15 protein-coding genes are annotated in these 17,382 nt (G+C 40.9%); 12 read left to right on the top strand and 3 right to left on the bottom strand.

All coding sequences use genetic code 11. The annotated features are described in order from the left end of the window. The first annotated feature begins 144 nt into the window (after window positions 1-144). Window positions 145-1,386 (top strand): malic enzyme-like NAD(P)-binding protein, encoded by a 1,242-nt coding sequence (locus L3V38_RS13800; RefSeq protein WP_237119777.1) that lies wholly within the window; start codon window positions 145-147, stop codon window positions 1,384-1,386. 90 nt (window positions 1,387-1,476) lie between these two features. Here the strand turns inward: L3V38_RS13800 and metJ are convergent, their stop codons facing one another. After that, window positions 1,477-1,797 carry a met regulon transcriptional regulator MetJ gene (gene metJ, locus L3V38_RS13795; protein WP_062567295.1) on the bottom strand — a complete coding sequence of 107 codons (321 nt, stop codon included), beginning with the start codon at window positions 1,795-1,797 and terminating at the stop codon, window positions 1,477-1,479. Window positions 1,798-2,022: 225 nt separating this feature from the next. Between metJ and metB the strand changes: the two genes are divergently transcribed. Continuing rightward, entirely contained in the window at window positions 2,023-3,282 is a 1,260-nt protein-coding gene (gene metB, locus L3V38_RS13790) for a cystathionine gamma-synthase (RefSeq protein ID WP_130151661.1), read from the top strand. A gap of 5 nt (window positions 3,283-3,287) precedes the next feature. Beyond that, window positions 3,288-5,633: a bifunctional aspartate kinase/homoserine dehydrogenase II gene (gene metL / locus L3V38_RS13785; RefSeq protein WP_237119776.1), complete on the top strand. Its 2,346-nt coding sequence runs from the start codon at window positions 3,288-3,290 to the stop codon at window positions 5,631-5,633. A gap of 97 nt (window positions 5,634-5,730) precedes the next feature. Here metL and L3V38_RS13780 read toward each other — a convergent pair whose 3' ends face one another. Next, window positions 5,731-8,232 carry a PBP1A family penicillin-binding protein gene (locus L3V38_RS13780; protein WP_237119775.1) on the bottom strand — a complete coding sequence of 834 codons (2,502 nt, stop codon included), beginning with the start codon at window positions 8,230-8,232 and terminating at the stop codon, window positions 5,731-5,733. Window positions 8,233-8,364: 132 nt separating this feature from the next. Between L3V38_RS13780 and L3V38_RS13775 the strand changes: the two genes are divergently transcribed. The 9 genes from L3V38_RS13775 (at window position 8,365) to L3V38_RS13735 (ending at window position 17,225) form a co-directional block, all read left to right on the top strand. Further along, entirely contained in the window at window positions 8,365-9,444 is a 1,080-nt protein-coding gene (locus L3V38_RS13775; protein WP_237119774.1) for a pilus assembly protein PilM, read from the top strand. Further along, the gene (locus L3V38_RS13770; protein WP_130151665.1) at window positions 9,432-10,004 is read left to right on the top strand and encodes a PilN domain-containing protein; all 573 of its coding nucleotides are present in this window, start codon (window positions 9,432-9,434) and stop codon (window positions 10,002-10,004) included. Before L3V38_RS13775 ends, L3V38_RS13770 begins: the two co-directional genes overlap by 13 nt. Further along, window positions 9,994-10,599, top strand: a complete 606-nt coding sequence (locus L3V38_RS13765; RefSeq protein ID WP_062567301.1) for a type 4a pilus biogenesis protein PilO — start codon at window positions 9,994-9,996, stop codon at window positions 10,597-10,599. Before L3V38_RS13770 ends, L3V38_RS13765 begins: the two co-directional genes overlap by 11 nt. Then, entirely contained in the window at window positions 10,596-11,132 is a 537-nt protein-coding gene (locus L3V38_RS13760) for a pilus assembly protein PilP (protein ID WP_237119773.1), read from the top strand. Before L3V38_RS13765 ends, L3V38_RS13760 begins: the two co-directional genes overlap by 4 nt. Continuing rightward, window positions 11,119-13,197 carry a type IV pilus secretin PilQ family protein gene (locus L3V38_RS13755; RefSeq protein WP_130151666.1) on the top strand — a complete coding sequence of 693 codons (2,079 nt, stop codon included), beginning with the start codon at window positions 11,119-11,121 and terminating at the stop codon, window positions 13,195-13,197. The genes L3V38_RS13760 and L3V38_RS13755 overlap by 14 nt, the downstream gene beginning before the upstream one ends. A gap of 179 nt (window positions 13,198-13,376) precedes the next feature. Continuing rightward, window positions 13,377-13,895, top strand: coding sequence for a shikimate kinase AroK (aroK, locus tag L3V38_RS13750; protein WP_036973192.1), 519 nt, complete (start codon window positions 13,377-13,379; stop codon window positions 13,893-13,895). A 26-nt stretch (window positions 13,896-13,921) separates the two neighbouring features. Continuing rightward, a complete protein-coding gene (gene aroB, locus L3V38_RS13745) occupies window positions 13,922-14,992 on the top strand; it encodes a 3-dehydroquinate synthase (RefSeq protein WP_237119772.1) in 1,071 nt (356 codons plus the stop codon). Next, window positions 14,992-16,329 (top strand): AAA family ATPase, encoded by a 1,338-nt coding sequence (locus L3V38_RS13740; RefSeq protein WP_130151668.1) that lies wholly within the window; start codon window positions 14,992-14,994, stop codon window positions 16,327-16,329. Before aroB ends, L3V38_RS13740 begins: the two co-directional genes overlap by 1 nt. A gap of 53 nt (window positions 16,330-16,382) precedes the next feature. Continuing rightward, entirely contained in the window at window positions 16,383-17,225 is an 843-nt protein-coding gene (locus L3V38_RS13735) for a Dam family site-specific DNA-(adenine-N6)-methyltransferase (protein ID WP_237119771.1), read from the top strand. On the opposite strand, the gene L3V38_RS13730 is transcribed toward L3V38_RS13735, so the two are convergent. Beyond that, the gene (locus L3V38_RS13730) at window positions 17,197-17,382 is read right to left on the bottom strand and encodes a DUF2970 domain-containing protein (RefSeq protein WP_237119770.1); all 186 of its coding nucleotides are present in this window, start codon (window positions 17,380-17,382) and stop codon (window positions 17,197-17,199) included. The genes L3V38_RS13735 and L3V38_RS13730 overlap by 29 nt on opposite strands.

Here is a 17,382-nt window from a genome sequence, read left to right as displayed (position 1 = left end):
AGTTGTGGGTAAATCCTTTAAAATTAAGCGATATAGCATATAACAGGATAGACCTGATAATACTTGGAATTTTTATACATTACAGGTATCGTACTGATGCAAGCTCTCTCACTTTTTAACTTTTTTGCAGGATACTATCGCGTTATGTCAGATTTCCGTGAACAAGCATTACATTACCACGCTCACCCCGTTCCAGGTAAAATTAGTGTTGAATTAACCAAGCCGGCCGAAACGGTTAACGATCTCGCTTTAGCTTATAGCCCAGGTGTGGCTGAACCGGTTCGTGAAATCGCTGCTGACCCAGCAAATGCTTACAAATATACTGGTAAAGGTAACATGGTTGCGGTTATTTCAAACGGTACCGCAATTTTAGGTTTAGGTAACCTAGGCCCTCTTGCATCAAAACCTGTCATGGAAGGTAAAGCCTTATTATTCAAACGTTTTGCTGGCCTTGATTCAATTGATATTGAAGTAAAACATCGCACTACAGAAGATTTCATCAATACGGTTGCAAACATCGCTGATACGTTTGGCGGCATCAACCTAGAAGATATTAAAGCACCAGAGTGTTTTGAAATTGAAAAAGCGCTTATCGAGCGCTGCGATATTCCAGTTTTCCACGATGACCAACATGGTACAGCTATTGTTACTGCTGCCGGTATGCTTAATGCCCTTGAAGTACAAGGCAAAGATATCGAAGATGCCATTATCGTATGTTTAGGTGCTGGTGCGGCAGCTGTTGCTTGTATGGAGCTGTTAATTAAGTGTGGTGCATTACGTGAGCATATCTATATGCTTGACCGTAAAGGTGTGATCCATACTCGCCGCGATGATTTAAACGAATATAAGCAGTTATTTGCTAACAACACTGATAAACGTACATTACAAGACGTTATTGCTGATGCGGATGTCTTTGTAGGTGTATCTGGGCCAGATCTATTGACGGCGGATGACTTAAAGCTAATGGCAGACAAACCAGTTGTGTTTGCGTGTTCAAACCCAGATCCTGAGATTGCTCCAGAAGTTGCACACAGTGCGCGCAATGATTTAATTATGGCAACGGGTCGTTCAGATTTTCCTAACCAAGTAAATAACGTGCTTTGTTTCCCGTTTATTTTCCGTGGTGCGCTTGATGTGCGTGCAACGGCAATTAATGATGAAATGAAAATTGCAGCTGTACATGCTATTCGTGGTATTGCCAAAGAGCCAGTACCAAGCGAAGTATTAAAAGCGGCTGGCGTTGAATCACTTGAGTTTGGTGCCGAGTATATCATTCCGAAACCAATGGACCCGCGTTTATTACCACGTATCGCACGTGCTGTTGCAGAAGCGGCAGTTGAATCGGGCGTTGCGCAAATTGAAATGCCAGAAGATTACATGCGTTAAGTTTAATTAAGCGAACTAGTTTAACGCGAATAAAAAACTCAGCCTTTGCTGAGTTTTTTTATGCTTGTGAATCGGCGTTTATCCGATGGCTTATTCAGAATCAAGTACAGGGATATCTAATCCCATTTCTAGCATGATCTTTTTAACTTCTTCAGGGACTTTTTCAGGGTTGTCTTTGCGTAAGTCGTCATCATTTGGTAATGGCTGACCTGTAAAAGCATGTAGAAAGGCTTCGCATAGAAGTTCACTGTTTGTCGCGTGTCGCAGATTATTGATCTGACGACGTGTGCGTTCATCTGTTAATACTTTTAGTACATTGAGCGGAATTGATACGGTAATTTTTTTAACTTGTTCTGATTTTTTACCGTGTTCTGCGTATGGGTGAATGTATTCACCGTTCCATTTAGCCATAAGTTATTTCGTTGCCTCGGTTATAAGTAGCTTACGCCTTTTTCACAGCGCAAAGATGCGGAAATTTTATCTCTTTAAAAAAGATAGTCAAATACTAGTTATTTAGCCATCTAGTAGTGTAAATGTATAAACTTCCATGTGTGAGTCACAAATGCTTTGACTTCTTATAATTGATCATCTAACCTTTTAGACGTCTAAACATCCAATCAATGAATAGGTGATGAAATGAGTGAAAAAAATAAAGCGACGATAGCTGTTCGTCATGGTATCGAAGCTGATAAACATCATGGTGCTGTCGTTCCACCTATCTATTTATCAACCACCTATTCATTTGCTGATTTTGATACTAAACGTCAATATGACTACGGACGCAGTGGTAATCCAAATCGAGATATCTTAGCTGAAACATTGGCTGAACTTGAAGGTGGTGCAAAAGGTATTATTACTGCAACAGGTATGTCAGCTGTGCATTTAGCGACGCAGCTATTAAACAGTGACGATACTTTAGTGATCCCACATGACTGTTATGGCGGTAGTTACCGTTTGTTCACGTCATTAGAAAAACGTGGTTTATTGAAGTTAAAGGTGTTGGATTTAACTAAAGCTGACAATCATCAAGAAATTTTAGCAATCAAACCAAAGCTTATCTGGATAGAGACACCCAGTAATCCAATTTTGCGTTTAACTGATATAAAAGCAATCACTTCGGTTGCTAAGCAATGTGGCGCCTTAGTTGCTGCTGATAATACGTTCTTATCACCAGCACTACAAAATCCAATTCAGTTTGGTGTAGATATCGTCGTACATTCAACGACTAAGTATATTAATGGTCACTCAGATGTAGTGGGTGGTGCAGTGATTGCTGCAACACAAGAGCTTGGTGATGAACTCGCTTGGTGGGCAAATAACATTGGTATCACAGGTGCACCATTTGACAGTTATTTAACCCTTCGTGGTTTACGAACATTAAATGTGCGTTTAAAACAACATCAAGAGAATGCGTTTGCAATCGCTCAGTATTTAGAAAATTCGCCTTTTGTTAGTCAGGTTTATTACCCAGGTCTTGCTTCTCACCCTCAGCATGAGCTCGCTAAAGCACAGCAACGTGGCTTTGGTGGCATGGTGAGCTTTGATATTAAAGGTGATATTAACGACGCTGCTGCGTTTTTAACAAGCTTAAAAGAGTTTAGTCTTGCAGAGTCATTAGGTGGAGTTGAGAGTCTTATTTGTCATCCCGCAACAATGACTCATGCTGGCATGGAACCTAAAGCACGCCTTGAGGCAGGTGTGGGCGATACACTCATTCGTATTTCTGTCGGTATTGAAGATATTAACGACCTAATTGCTGATCTTGAGCGTGTTTTCAATCAAGTTAAACCAGGCGAAGGCTTACAAGCGAGCCAACCTAAAGGTGCTCAAGTACAGTCAACTAGTCAGCAAAATACATCGTTTAAGTTAACGCCTGCACATACGGCATTGTGGTAGAAGAAATGGTTAATATTGTTCATAAATTTGGTGGTTCGAGCCTAAGCTCGGCCGAGCGGTATCAAGCAGTTGCGAACATTGTGTTGGCGAACACTGAGCAAGGCGATTGTGTTGTTGTATCAGCCTCTGGGAAAACGACAGACACACTTGTAAAGCTCTGGCAGAGCTATCAACAAAATGATAATCAAGCTGTGAGTGATATTTTATTGCTTATTGATAATAATCAGCGTGCACTAATCGAGCAGCTATTAGTGTCGCAGAGTAAGCAGCATGCATTAGCTAAACTAAAAGATGAATTAGCATCACTGACAGAGTTAATTGCCCAGCAACAATTACAAGAAGCACCTTTACTTGCTCATGGTGAAGTTTGGTCTGCTCGATTACTTGCAGCCTATTTAAATCAACTCGGTTTAGAATCTAAAGATGTTGATGCAAGACAACTCTTTACTTTGCATGATGGTCAATTGTTACATCAAAAAAATCAGCAAAGTTGCAGTGAGTTAATCAGCCATAACCAGATCAATGTTGTAACAGGGTTTATTGCCGCTGATTGCCAAGGCAATACCGTAACGCTAGGGCGAAATGGCAGTGACTACAGTGCCACACTACTGGCTAGTTATACCTTTGCAAAGCAGGTATCAATTTGGACTGATACACAAGGTGTATTTAGTACAGATCCTCGCAAAGTTAAAAATGCTGTTAAATATAACAAGGTATGCCGCGAACAAGCGAATTTGTTAGCCCGCTTAGGTAACCCTGTATTGCATGCTAAGACATTGTCGCCGCTAAAAGGTAGCGACATTAAACTCGTTGTAAGAAGCAGCTTTGACTGTGAGGCAAGCCCAACAGAGGTTGTAAAAGAGGGGTACAGTAAAGCTAAACGTTTTATTACGACCCTTGATAACATTGACTTACTTCGTGTTGATAAATTAAGTAGTGGCGAAGTGGGTGAGTTGAGCCAGTTGATTCAGCATAGCCTGCATCACTTTGTGAAAGCCGGCGATACGTATCTATTAGTGCCAGGCTCGTGTACACATCAAGTTGTAAGTTACCTTGCAGGGCGTGCCAATATTGTTGAGTCAAATTTAAGTGGTTGTGCAGTGGTAGCGCCAAGCAGTGATATTAGCTCACTCGCAGAGCAAACAACGGCGTTATTAAAAGAGCAAAGTATCAACACACGCTTTGTACAGCAAGATGAAAACTACGTGTTAGTTTTAAAAGACCAAGCGATTGATAGTGACGTGTTGACCTTACTACACGACAAGTTAATTAATAAAGGCCAAGAGTTGGCTGTGATTGTTGCTGGGCTGGGTAATGTGGGAGAGGTATTCCTGACACAACTACAAGCGCAGCTAAAACGCCTTTCAGAGCACTATGAAGTGAAAGTGGTCGCTTTACTTCGCTCTAAGCAAATGCTGTTTAGTGCTAGTGGTTTAAACACTGAGATGTGGCAAGAGCAGTGGCAAAATGAAGCGCAAAACTACGAAAAAGAAGAGCTACTAACACGTATTAGTGAACTTGATTATGAGCACAAAGTGATCGTAGATATCACAGCTAGTGAAGCGTTTAGCCTCTTATACCCTGATTTTGTTGAGCTTAACTGCCACCTGATCAGTGCTAATAAATATGCTGGTACTGCAGCTAATAGTTGGTATCAAAACTTACGCACTAATTTAGCTGAGCGTAATTTATTATGGCGTTATAACACCAGTGTTGGTGCAGGTTTGCCTATCAACTTTGCACTTGCTGATCTGCAAAACAGTGGTGATAAAATTAACCGTATTGAAGGCGTTTTTTCGGGTACTCTGTCGTGGTTATGCAGCAGTTATGATGGCAGCGTGCCGTTTTCTGATTTAGTCCTACAAGCGCAGCAAATGGGTTATACAGAGCCTGATCCTCGTGAAGATTTATCGGGTCGAGATATGCAACGTAAGCTGCTTATTTTAGCACGTGATCTCGGTCTTGATTTAGAGCTTGATGATATCGCTTTAACTCCATTAATGCCTGAAGAGTTGGCTGCGGGTAGCTGGCAAGATTTCTTAGCAAATAAGCATTTACTTGATGAATTTATGACGGCAAAAGCTGAACAAGCACAAGTCGAAAATAAACTTGTTCGCTATACCGGTGCGATTACCATTACTAATGGTAAAGTGAAGGCTGAAGTTGGCCTAGTTAATGTCGCAAAAGACGATGTGCTGGCAAGCCTTAAGCCCGGTGACAATATCTTTGTTATTAACTCACAGTGGTATACCGATAACGCTTTGGTAATCCAAGGCCCTGGTGCAGGAAAAGAAGTGACTGCGGCAGGCGTTCATTCTGATTTGTATTGGTTGGTAAACAACCTAAAATAAACCTTGTTTATCGTGTAATAAAAAAACCGTCAAATGAAGTGACCCCCAATAGTTGGACATTCCAATTACTGGGGGTCTTTTTATTACACTCAATTAGCTAAAATAGCTCTTCTTCTGTTGAAAGATTTTCTTCGAATATATCCGTTGGCTGATCGAGTACATATTTTGTAGGTGCTGTGCCCTTAATAAAGTACTCAAAGCGGCTGGTATAATCATTTTTATGACTAAGCAAGCCCGTTGCTAAGTCAATACGAACAGACACCAGTCCTTCAGGTAACTCAATAGGTGCCTCAGGCATGCCATCGAGCGCGACACGCATAAAATCAACCCAAGCTGGTTGAGCCGTTTTAGCACCTGATTCTGCCCCCGATATTTGTGATTTATCTAGATTATTATTGTAGGTTGAACGGCCGAGTGGGTTACCAGGATTATCGAAGCCAACCCACACTGAGGTCATCACGTTACGGTTAAAGCCACTAAACCAAGTATCAACAGAGTCATTGGTTGTACCGGTTTTACCCGAAAGATCACGGCGCTCGAGTGCTTGAGCTCGCCAGCCTGTACCACTCCAGCCCGTTTTGTGGGTCCAACTACCGCCACCCCAAACTGCGCTATGCATCGCTTGTGAAATTAAGAAAGCATTTTGCTTTGAAATGATACGCGGTGCACAACGCGGCGCAGTATCCGATTGTACTGAATTTACCTGGTCACTGTCGGCTGTATAACTAGTAAATGATGCTGGCTCAGGCGTGTCACACGCAAGCTCTGGCTGTGTTTTAAATATCGTATTGCCAGAAGAGTCCTGTATTTCAGTAATAAAATACGGGGTGATAAGGTGTCCACCATTTGCAAAGCTACTCATCCCTCTTGCCAGTTCAAGCGGTGTGATTGAAGCACTACCTAATGCAAGGGATTCACTGCGATTAATATCGCTATTCAAAAAGCCAAATTTAAGTAGGTGGTCTGCGGTGCGTTGTAAGCCAACACCGCGTAGTAATCTTACAGAGATCACGTTTTTAGATTGTGCAAGGGCGCGGCGGATACGAATAGGACCGTTATACACCGCAGGGCTGTTCTTTGGACGCCATGCAACACCTTGACTTTTATCCCACTGATTTATTGGCGCATCATTTAAAATAGATGCCAATGTGTAGCCATTTTCTAGTGCCGCAGAATAGATAAACGGCTTAATATTTGAACCCACTTGACGTTTTGCTTGAACAGCACGGTTGTATTGACTTTGCTCAAAGCTGTAGCCCCCAACGATAGCCTTAATACGGCCATCTTGTGGGTCGAGCGATACGAGGGCACTTGATGCCTCTGGTATTTGGCTCAAAATGTAGCTGTCATCAGCGTTTTTACGAAGCCATATCTGTGCACCAGCTGTGAGGATTTCAGCAGCTGTTTTTGGCGGAAAGCTCTGTCTATAGCGGGTGATATATTTTCGCGCCCATTTTAAGCCATCCCATTCAACCGTTACCTGTTCACCATTTTTAAGCAATACTTGAATTGATTGTTCTGCAACTTGTGTAACGACACCCGTTAATAGTGGACCAAACTCTTTGACGTCTTTTAGCTTTTCTAAAATCGCGTCTTTATTAAGTGGACTTTCTGTTTCACTATCCCATAGTTGAGCTGTTGCACCTCGAAAGCCATGGCGCATATCATAGGCATGGAGGTTATTGACTAAAGCATCTTGTGCGGCCTGCTGTATCTCAGAGTCGATACTTGTAAATACCCTAAAGCCAGTATTGTAAGCGCGTTCATGACCAAAACGCGCGACCATTTCTGCACGTACCATTTCAGAAATATAGGGCGCGTATACATCAATTTCAGCACCGTGAAACTTAGCCGTGATTGGTGCGCTGGTTGCTTCATCATACTGTGCTTGTGTAATGTATTTTTCTGTATACATACGGCCAAGCACTACGTTTCGGCGTGCTTTAGCACGTACAGGGTTTCTGATAGGGTTTAAAGCAGAAGGGGCTTTTGGTAAGCCTGCAATCATCGCCATTTGCGCAAGGGTTAACTCGTTTAGGTCTTTGCCATAATAAACTTGAGCGGCGGCACCGATACCAAAAGCGCGATTTCCAAGCTCAATTTTATTTAAGTACAGCTCAAGAATTTCATCTTTACTAAGAATACTTTCAATATGCAGGGCGATAAAGATCTCTTTGACCTTACGAATATACGCTTTTTCTCGAGTTAAGAAAAAGTTACGAGCTAACTGCATAGTTATAGTGCTTGCGCCTTGTTTCTTTTCACCTGTGGAAATGAGTACAATGGCAGAACGAACAATACCAATAGGATCAATTCCTATATGTTCGTAAAAACGGTTGTCTTCAGTTGCTAAGATCGCATCAATGAGTGGTTGTGGTATTTGATCTATCGTGACGGGAATACGTCGTTTTTCACCAAATTGATTAATCAATAAGCCGTCCCGAGAAAAAACCTGCATAGGTGTCTGTAACTGAACGTCTTTTAATACCTGAACGCTAGGAATGTCAGGTTTAACGTAATAGTATAGACCGACTAAAGTAATAAGGCCTAAAAACGAGCAGATGATAATAAATTGTAAAGTTCTCTTTAATAAAATCACTTATATTTTCCCTAAATAGACTCCCAATTAGAATCGGAGACTGCTAGTATATATTGATTAAAAAATGAATAATATTTTTTCAGAAAAAAATTATAACTTGTTTATTATTAAAACAAAGGCCAAGTTGCAAACATGTTAAGTCAGCTATTTAAAAAGCCTTCATCTATGATGGTAGGGATCGACATTGGATCGCATTGTATCAAAGCGGTGTTGTTGCAGAAAACAGACGCAGGTTTGCGACTTGAGGCTTTAGCGATAGAACCTATGCCCAAAGGTGCAATATCTGAACGATCAATTCAAGATATTGAAGCAATTGGCAATGTGATTACTAAATTAAAAAAGAAACTACCCAAATCAGTTCAGTCCGCGGCCGTAGCCGTGTCTGGACAAACCGTGATCACGAAAGTCATTTTTATGGATGTATCATTAACTGATGCTGAATTAGAGTCACAAATAGCCATCGAAGCAGATAGCCTTATCCCTTATCCCCTTGATGAAGTGAATATTGATTTTGAAAAACTTTCAATCAATGAGGCTGATCCAAGCAAAGTGAATGTTTTACTTTCTGCTGCGCGAACTGAAAGTGTCGAGGCACGAGTGAGTGCGCTTGAAACAGCTAATCTAAAAGCAAAAGTTGTTGATGTTGAAAGCTACGCATTGAGCCGTGCTATGGACATCTACTATCAGCAGCTACCAAGTGATGCCTTTAACAAGTGTGTAGCCGTCGTTGATATTGGCGCCGTATTGATGTTGGTGAGTGTTGTTCAAGCCGGTGAAACGATATATACCCGTGACCAAGTATTTGGTGGCGACCAGTATACTAATAGCATTGTTGGCTACTACAACAAGAGCTTTGATGAAGCCGAAATTGGTAAAACAACCGGTGATTTACCCCCTAATTACACCTTTGAGGTACTTGCACCATTTCAAACATCGCTATTACAGCAAGTAAGGCGTGCAGTGCAAATGTTCTTAACAACCAGTGGTAAAGATCAGGTCGATTATATTGTTTTAACCGGTGGAACTGCCATGATAGATGGATTAGATCGTCTTTTGATTGAAGAATTAGGGATCCATGCAGTGGTTGCAGAACCTTTTGCTAATATTGAGATAGCCCCAAAAATAGATCGTAACGTTTTACAACGTCATCGTACGCAATTTGCAATAGCGACAGGGTTAGCATTAAGGAGCTTTTCATCATGCCACATATAAATCTGCTACCTTGGCGTGAACAGCAACGAAAAGAGTCACAAAATAAATTCGTCACTATTTTGTTTGCTGTTGTGGTGATCTGCTTTTTGAGTATGTACATCCTGAGCTCTTTTTATAGCGGCCTGCGCGAAGGGCAAAATATTAAAAATGATTTTTTGAATACAGAAATAGCATTACTGAATCAACGTATTCGCGAAATTAACGAGTTGGATAAAAAGAAAGAAAGCTTACAACAACGCATGCGCTTAATCGAAGAGTTACAAAGCAGTCGCAACCTAGGTACGCAAATTATGGACGAAGTTGCGAAAATAGTGCCTGCGGGAGTGTACTTAACTAAATTAGAGCGCCGTGGTAACAGTATTCATGTTGTTGGTCGTAGCGAGTCAAATAACCGTTTATCAACCATGCTACGCCAAGTTCAAGGCTCTTATTTACTTGAACGACCTATCATGCAAGGCATTGTTGCAGGTGAACAAACATCAAGACTACTGAGTGACTTTAATATGGAATTTTATGTTAAGCCATTTGATAAGATAGGCGAGGCGCGCAATGAACCTTGATATCAAATCGTTAACAGAAATAGATTGGAATGAAATAGAGCTCGAAAACATGGGCGATTGGCCTATCGCCGTTAAAGTTCTGTGTTGTAGCTTTGTTGCAGCTATTGTACTTTACTTTAGTTACAGCTTATTGGTGTCTGATGAAATAGCGAGTTATCAAGCCGCTGTTGAGAAAGAAACCCAATTGCGCACCACCTATAAGCAAAAGTACGCTATAGCGAGTAATTTAGAACTATATCGTCAACAAATGATTGATATGGAAGAAAAGTTCTCGCAGCTATTGAAGCGCTTACCGACCTCAAATGAAACCCCCGGATTACTCGATGACTTATCTTATGTGGGAACAACCAGCGGTCTTACATTCTTGAAAATTGGTTGGTTACCTGAAATAGAAAAAGAATTTTATACTGAGTTACCAATAAAAATAGAGGTTGTGGGTACTTATCATGAGTTTGGTGATTTTGTTGGTAAAGTCGCACAGCTTCCTCGTATTGTGAGCCTTCATGATTTTACTATTCAAACCTTAGGGAATGATGAGTTAACGTTTAGTGTTGTTGCTAAAACATACCGTTATGAAGGAGGGACTAAAAAGTGAAACAGCTCCCCTTAGTAATCATGATGAGTTTATTGCTCAGCGCATGTAACGATGATACCTCTGAGCAAAAAGAGTTTATTGATCAGGTTAAAGCAAGTACAACGCCGAAGGTCGAGCCGATTCCACAAATGGCGAATTTTGAGTATTTTGAATACAGTGCGGGTAAAATGCGCAGCCCCTTTGTAGCGCCTAAGCCGGAAATTATTCAAAATAATCTCGTGCAGGTAAAAAACTGCTTACATCCCGATCCTGATCGTGTTCGCCAGCCACTAGAAAAATACCCACTTGATAACTTATCAATGAAAGGAACAATTGGCCGAAGTGGCCAAACATGGGCACTGATCAAAGCGGCTGATGAAACTCTTTATCGGGTTACTGTTGGTAATTATCTTGGTTTGTATCATGGCGAAATAAAAGAAGTGCATGACAATTATATACAATTATTAGAATTAATCCCTGATGGGGCTGGTTGTTGGAAAGAGCGTCTGACAAAACTAGAAATGTTAGAGGCAAATACAAATGGTGCAAGTTAATCGTATGAAAAGTAAAAACAAAATGCATAAAGCAACGACTTGGTTAAATGATATGCATAAATATATATTAGCTGCATTAGCGTTTTTTATGGCGCAAGCTGCTGTAGCCGCTCCACTATTATATGACATACGTTATAACCCATTAATGAAAGGCGAAACACAGTTACAACTCGTCTTTGATGAAGCACTCACCTTTGAGCCTAAAGTGCAGGTGTATAACTCGCCAGCTCGTATTGAGATGCTATTCAGTGACGTAGGTGTTGATAACAATGTACGCGATGTGGCCGTTAACCAAGCGGGTATAAAGCATGTTACAAGCACAATGACTTCAGAAGGTCTAAAAGTGACGGTATCTTTAGAGCGTTTGAAAATTTATAAAACAACCGCTAAAGATAACATAGTCAGCTTGCACGTTTCGGACAACCCAATAACATCTGACGAAGCAGATCCTCTTTCTGCAAAGAATAATTATATCAATACAATTCAGTCGATAGATTTCCGCCGTGGTGAAAAGGGTGAAGGGCGTGTACTTGTATTTTTGCAAGATACACAAGCTGCCATTGATGTTCACGAAAGTGGTGGGAAAATTGTCGCGGAGTTTCACCACACAGATATTTTAGATGATCTTCTTTATCAATTAGATGTACTTGATTTTGGCACTGTGGTTAGCTCAATCGAAACCTTTAAAGAAGGTAATATGAGCCGTGTTGTCATTGAGCCCAATGCTGCGTTTAAATTTACTCACCAACAAATAGAAAATATTTTTACCCTCACTGTTGAGAAAGATGATTCACAGCGAGCTTACCTTGATGGTGGTATAGAGTATCAAGGTCGACCAATGACCTTAAACTTCCAAGATATTCCGGTTCGCGCCGTTTTGCAGATTATTGCTGGATATAATGAGTTTAACTTAGTGACCAGTGACTCTGTAACAGGAAACATTACATTACGCTTAGAAGGTGTGCCATGGGACCAAGCGCTAGATGTTGTGTTGAAAGTCAAAGGTCTAGACAAACGTATGGATGGCACTATTTTAATGGTTGCGCCATCTGAAGAACTTGCTGCCCGAGAAGCAAAAGAATTAAAAGCAAAACAACAAGTCGAAGATTTAGAGCCTCTATACAGCGAGTATATTCGACTTAATTATGCAAAAGCCGAAGAGTTTGCGGACTTACTAAAAACCGACACCAATAGTATTATTTCTGCGCGTGGTAGTGTGTCAGTTGATAAACGTACTAACACATTGCTAATCAAAGATACCGCAAAGAGTATTGAAAGTGTTCGTCGTATGGTTGAAACCTTAGATATTCCGGTAAAGCAAGTGGTGATTGAGTCACGTATGGTAACAGTACGTGACAATGTTCAAGAGGACTTAGGCGTTCGTTGGGGCTTTAGTGATCAACAAGGGAGTGATGGGATTGCTGGCACATTAGAAGGTGCAGAGACGATTTCGAATGGGGTTATTCCTAATTTATCTGACCGACTCAATGTAAATTTACCAATCTCAAACCCTGCGGGAAGCATTGGTATGCATGTAGCAAAACTTGCAAATGGCACCTTAATTGATTTGGAGCTGACAGCGCTTGAGGAAGAAAATAAAGGTGAAATTATTGCAAGTCCTCGTATTACAACAGCAAACCAGCAAAAAGCGCGCATAGAACAAGGTACTGAGATCCCTTATGTTGAAGCGGCATCAAGTGGTGCAACAACGGTGAGCTTTAAAAAAGCAGTATTAAGCTTAGAAGTAACACCGCACATCACGCCAGATAACAAAGTCATCTTAGATCTTGTGATTACACAAGATACACGTGGTGACACTGTTCAGACACCAACAGGACCTGCTGTAGCGATTGATACCCAACAGATTCAAACACAAGTGTTAGTTGAAAATGGACAGACGGTTGTGCTTGGCGGTATTTTCCAACAGCAAATCGTCAATTCAACAAAGAAAGTTCCCCTATTGGGTGATATTCCGTACTTAGGTGTTTTATTTAGAAGCACCAGTGAATTTAATGAAAAAAGAGAGTTGTTGATCTTCGTAACACCAAAAATTCAAATCGATTAGGTGATTTTTTCTTAATCAACGAGCAATTAACCTGTTTAATTGCTCGTTATATGGCTTTTTATGTTAATTGACTTGAAATACCCAATCAATTACTGAGATAATCCCCTCCTTAATTTTGGGGCCAGGTCGTTAGGCGGGGTTTTATTTCAAATTTTAGAGTTCGTTTGTACTAAAAAGATATGGCTGAGAAACGTAATATATTTCTAGTGGGCCCTATGGGGGCTGGCAAAAGCACAATTGGTCGTCACATTGCTGACCAATTACACCTTGAATTTTTCGATTCAGATCAAGAGATCGAGCGTCGTACTGGAGCAGATATTGCTTGGGTATTCGATCTTGAGGGTGAAGAGGGCTTTCGACTTCGTGAAGAAACTGTTATTTCAGACTTAACTGAGATGCAAGGTATCGTTCTTGCAACCGGTGGTGGTTCTGTGATCAGTAAAGAAGTACGTAATAAGCTTTCTGCTCGTGGTATTGTTGTATACCTTGAAACACCGATCGAAAAGCAAGTTGCACGCACGCAGCGCGACAAGCGTCGTCCATTATTGCAAACAGAAGAAGCACCGCGCGATGTATTAGAGCGCTTAGCTGAAGAACGCGAACCGCTATACAAAGAAGTCGCTGATTTTGTTGTCCGCACTGATGAACAAAGCGCAAAAGTTGTTGCTAATCAAATCATCGAGAAATTAGATTTTTAAAAACCAAGAATAAAAGGAAACTAGCGATGCTTGAATTAACTGTTAATTTGGACGAGCGAAGTTATCCTATTTATATTGGTCAATCTGCACTTCAATACGAAGGTCGACTCCGTGAACATATCGGTGATTGTCGACCTGTTATTATCACCAACGACACTATTGCACCTTTATATTTAGATGATGTAATGAGGTCGTTGGCTGATCTTAATCCGCTCTCTTTTATTATTCCTGATGGTGAACAATATAAGTCACTAGAGTGGTTTGAAAAGATTTCAGCATTTTTACTTGAGCATAACTGTGGCCGAGACACCTGCTTAATCGCTTTGGGTGGTGGTGTGGTTGGCGACTTAACGGGCTTTGTGGCTGCGTGTTACCAACGTGGCGTGCCGTTTATACAAGTACCAACAACCTTACTATCACAGGTCGATTCCTCGGTGGGTGGTAAAACAGCGGTAAATCATCCGTTAGGTAAGAACATGATTGGCGCTTTCTATCAGCCACAAGCGGTGTTCATTGATACTAAATCTTTGCATACGTTGCCTGAGCGTGAGTTTGCAGCAGGTATGGCCGAAGTCATTAAGTACGGGCTGATCTACGATACAGAATTATTTGCTTACCTTGAGCAAAATATTGCCAACCTTAAAGCACTCGATGAGCAAACATTACAACACGTGATTTACCGTTGCTGCGAAATAAAAGCGCTTATTGTTGCTGAAGATGAAAAAGAAGCGGGCTTGCGTGCATTATTGAACCTAGGTCATACGTTTGGTCATGCGATTGAAGCACAGATGGGTTATGGTAATTGGCTACACGGTGAAGCGGTTGCAGCTGGTATGGTATTGGCGGCAAGGCTAGCACACAAGCGTAATGATTTATCACAACAAGAGGTTGAACGTATTGAAGCGGTTATTGCTCAATACGATTTACCTGTGGAAGCGCCAGATGATATGACTTGCGAGCAGTTTCTTGCTCATATGCGCAAAGACAAGAAAAATAAAAAAGGCACTATTCGCTTTATTCTTCCTACAAAATTTGGTCAATGTGCGCTGGTTAGTGATGTAACTGATCAGCAGGTTTGTGATTTACTTATACGCTGATGCAATCGCAAATATTGCCTAGCCGTGCTGCGCTAGTTGATCGAATCGCCCTGCAGTTTGAATATGGGCAAAACCTAATATGTTTATTAGGTCCTTCTGGTTTAGGGAAAAGTTATCTATTAGAAACTTTTATTACCGATAAGTACCTTGAGTTTAATAAAGCTTTTGTACAACTTAACGGTAAAATGACGGATCAGCAATTCGTTACTGATTTACTCGAACAGAATTTTCGCAACCCGCTTATCGATCACTCATTAACACTTTCAGAGAACTTTTATCAGCTCTATAAGCAGCAGCCATGTGGCGATTGTTTATGGGTCATCGATGGTGGTCGTCACTTATCAGAAGAGCTCGTTCAGCAGCTTGAACTTATCGCAAAGCAAAGCCCCAGTACCCTCTATATCCTAATTGCCTCGCAATCGGTAGGGCAGTTTACACAAGCCGTTGAAATTCATCTTGAAGCTCTCAATATGAGTGAGAGCAAACAATTGATGCGTTGGTTTTTTCCTAACTTGCCAGTTGAAGAAGATCCTGTTTTTCGCACTTTTGTTGAAGAAGCTAAGGGCAATCCGGCTCTTTTATTGGCTTGGCAGCCACAAGAACATACCGCTGATATTCGTGAACCAGAAAAAAGTTATAAATTACTCTACTTACTCTTATTACTGCTAACAACCATGCTGCTGATAATTGGCTTTTTATACAAGGCCGATATGACCGAGTGGTGGAAAGAACATTATCAACAAGATACAACAGCAAAGGTTGCCACTGCGCTACCAGCTGAAAAAATCATAGCACCAAGTGATAAAGCTCTTGAAAAAGCACCTATTGAAACCACTCAGCAACAAAGTAATGAGCAAGAACAACCCGTTGCTACGCTATCGCATGAAAATAACGTATCAGCAATTGTTGATAGTCTAGCTATTCCTGCACCTGCTGAACCTCAAGAAACGACTGAAAGTGATGATATCGCCACTGATTTAGTCGATGTATCTGCAGAGCAAGATAAGCTAACAGAGCCCACTGATGTCGCAACGTTAACAGGAAATGCCTGGTACTTAGCTGAACCTGATGGGCGCTTTGTTATTCAATTACTGGCAGTGACTAAACAAGAGATTACCGATAAGTTTATTACAGAAAATAACTTACAGGATACAGTTCATATATACCAAGCACTACGTAATGGTACACGTTGGTGGATTGTTACTTCCGGCAGTTATGAAACCTTAGGTGACGCAAAAAAGGCTGCTTTACAGCTTTCTGATAATGTGCGTAAAAATCAGCCTTTTTACAAAAAAATAAGTAAAATTAAGCAAGAAATCGCCTCACTAGATCAGTAAAATAAAACAGATTAGTGTAGAATCGCGCAACACTGAATTGAAGTTAAGAGCAGATGCAGCAAAAGACCAGAGCCTTCCTTAAGTGGGCAGGTGGAAAATACAGCTTAGTAGAAGATATTCATGCCCGTTTAAAAAAAGCGAGCGCGAGCGCTGATACCTTAGTTGAACCTTTTGTTGGTGCAGGTTCTGTTTTCTTAAATACAGATTTCAAGCATTACATTCTTAATGATATCAATGCAGACCTTATCAACCTATATACCGAACTAAAACGCACTCCGGATGAGTTTATTAGTGATGCGAAAAAACTATTCGTTGAATTAAATAATCATCCAGAAGCCTATTATGAGTACCGTGTTCAGTTTAATCAAAGTAATGATGTGTATGAGCGTGCTATTTTATTCTTATACATGAACCGCCACGGCTACAATGGCTTATGTCGCTACAACCTCAAAGGCATTTTTAATGTGCCTTTTGGGAAATATAAGCGCCCATATTTTCCTGAAAAAGAAATGAACTTTTTTGCGCAAAAGGCACAGCAAGCAACCTTTACTTGCTTAGGTTATAACGAAGTATTTAAGCTCATTCCTGAAAATGCGGTTGTTTATTGCGATCCACCTTATGTGCCTTTGAGTAAAACGGCCTCGTTTACCTCGTATGCGAAAGGGGGCTTTAATTTAGATGATCAAGCTAACCTTGCAAACCTGGCAGAGCAAACGGCATTTGAAAATAACACCCCTGTGCTTATCTCAAACCACGATACAGTGTGGACTCGGAAAATATACAGCCAAGCAGCACTTGATGAGATTCAGGTGAAACGCACAATTAGCCCAAAAGGTGGCTCGCGGAATAAGGTAAATGAGTTGATGGCTATGTATTTAGTACCAAAGAAACGGTGAAATAAATAGCCGCTACGAATAAGCTAAATAACACAAGAGCAATAGCAATGATCGTGCTTAATGAATGCTCTTTGAAATCGGCCTGACGTTTATTTTCTGATTGCACACCAAAAAAAGCAGCGAAAACACTTTGTAACGCGCTAAAAAACTTACTCAT

The sequence above is a fragment of the Pseudoalteromonas sp. L1 genome, assembly GCF_021728095.1.
Taxonomy (GTDB): Bacteria; Pseudomonadota; Gammaproteobacteria; order Enterobacterales; family Alteromonadaceae; genus Pseudoalteromonas.
This window is presented reverse-complemented; position numbering and strand designations above follow the sequence as displayed.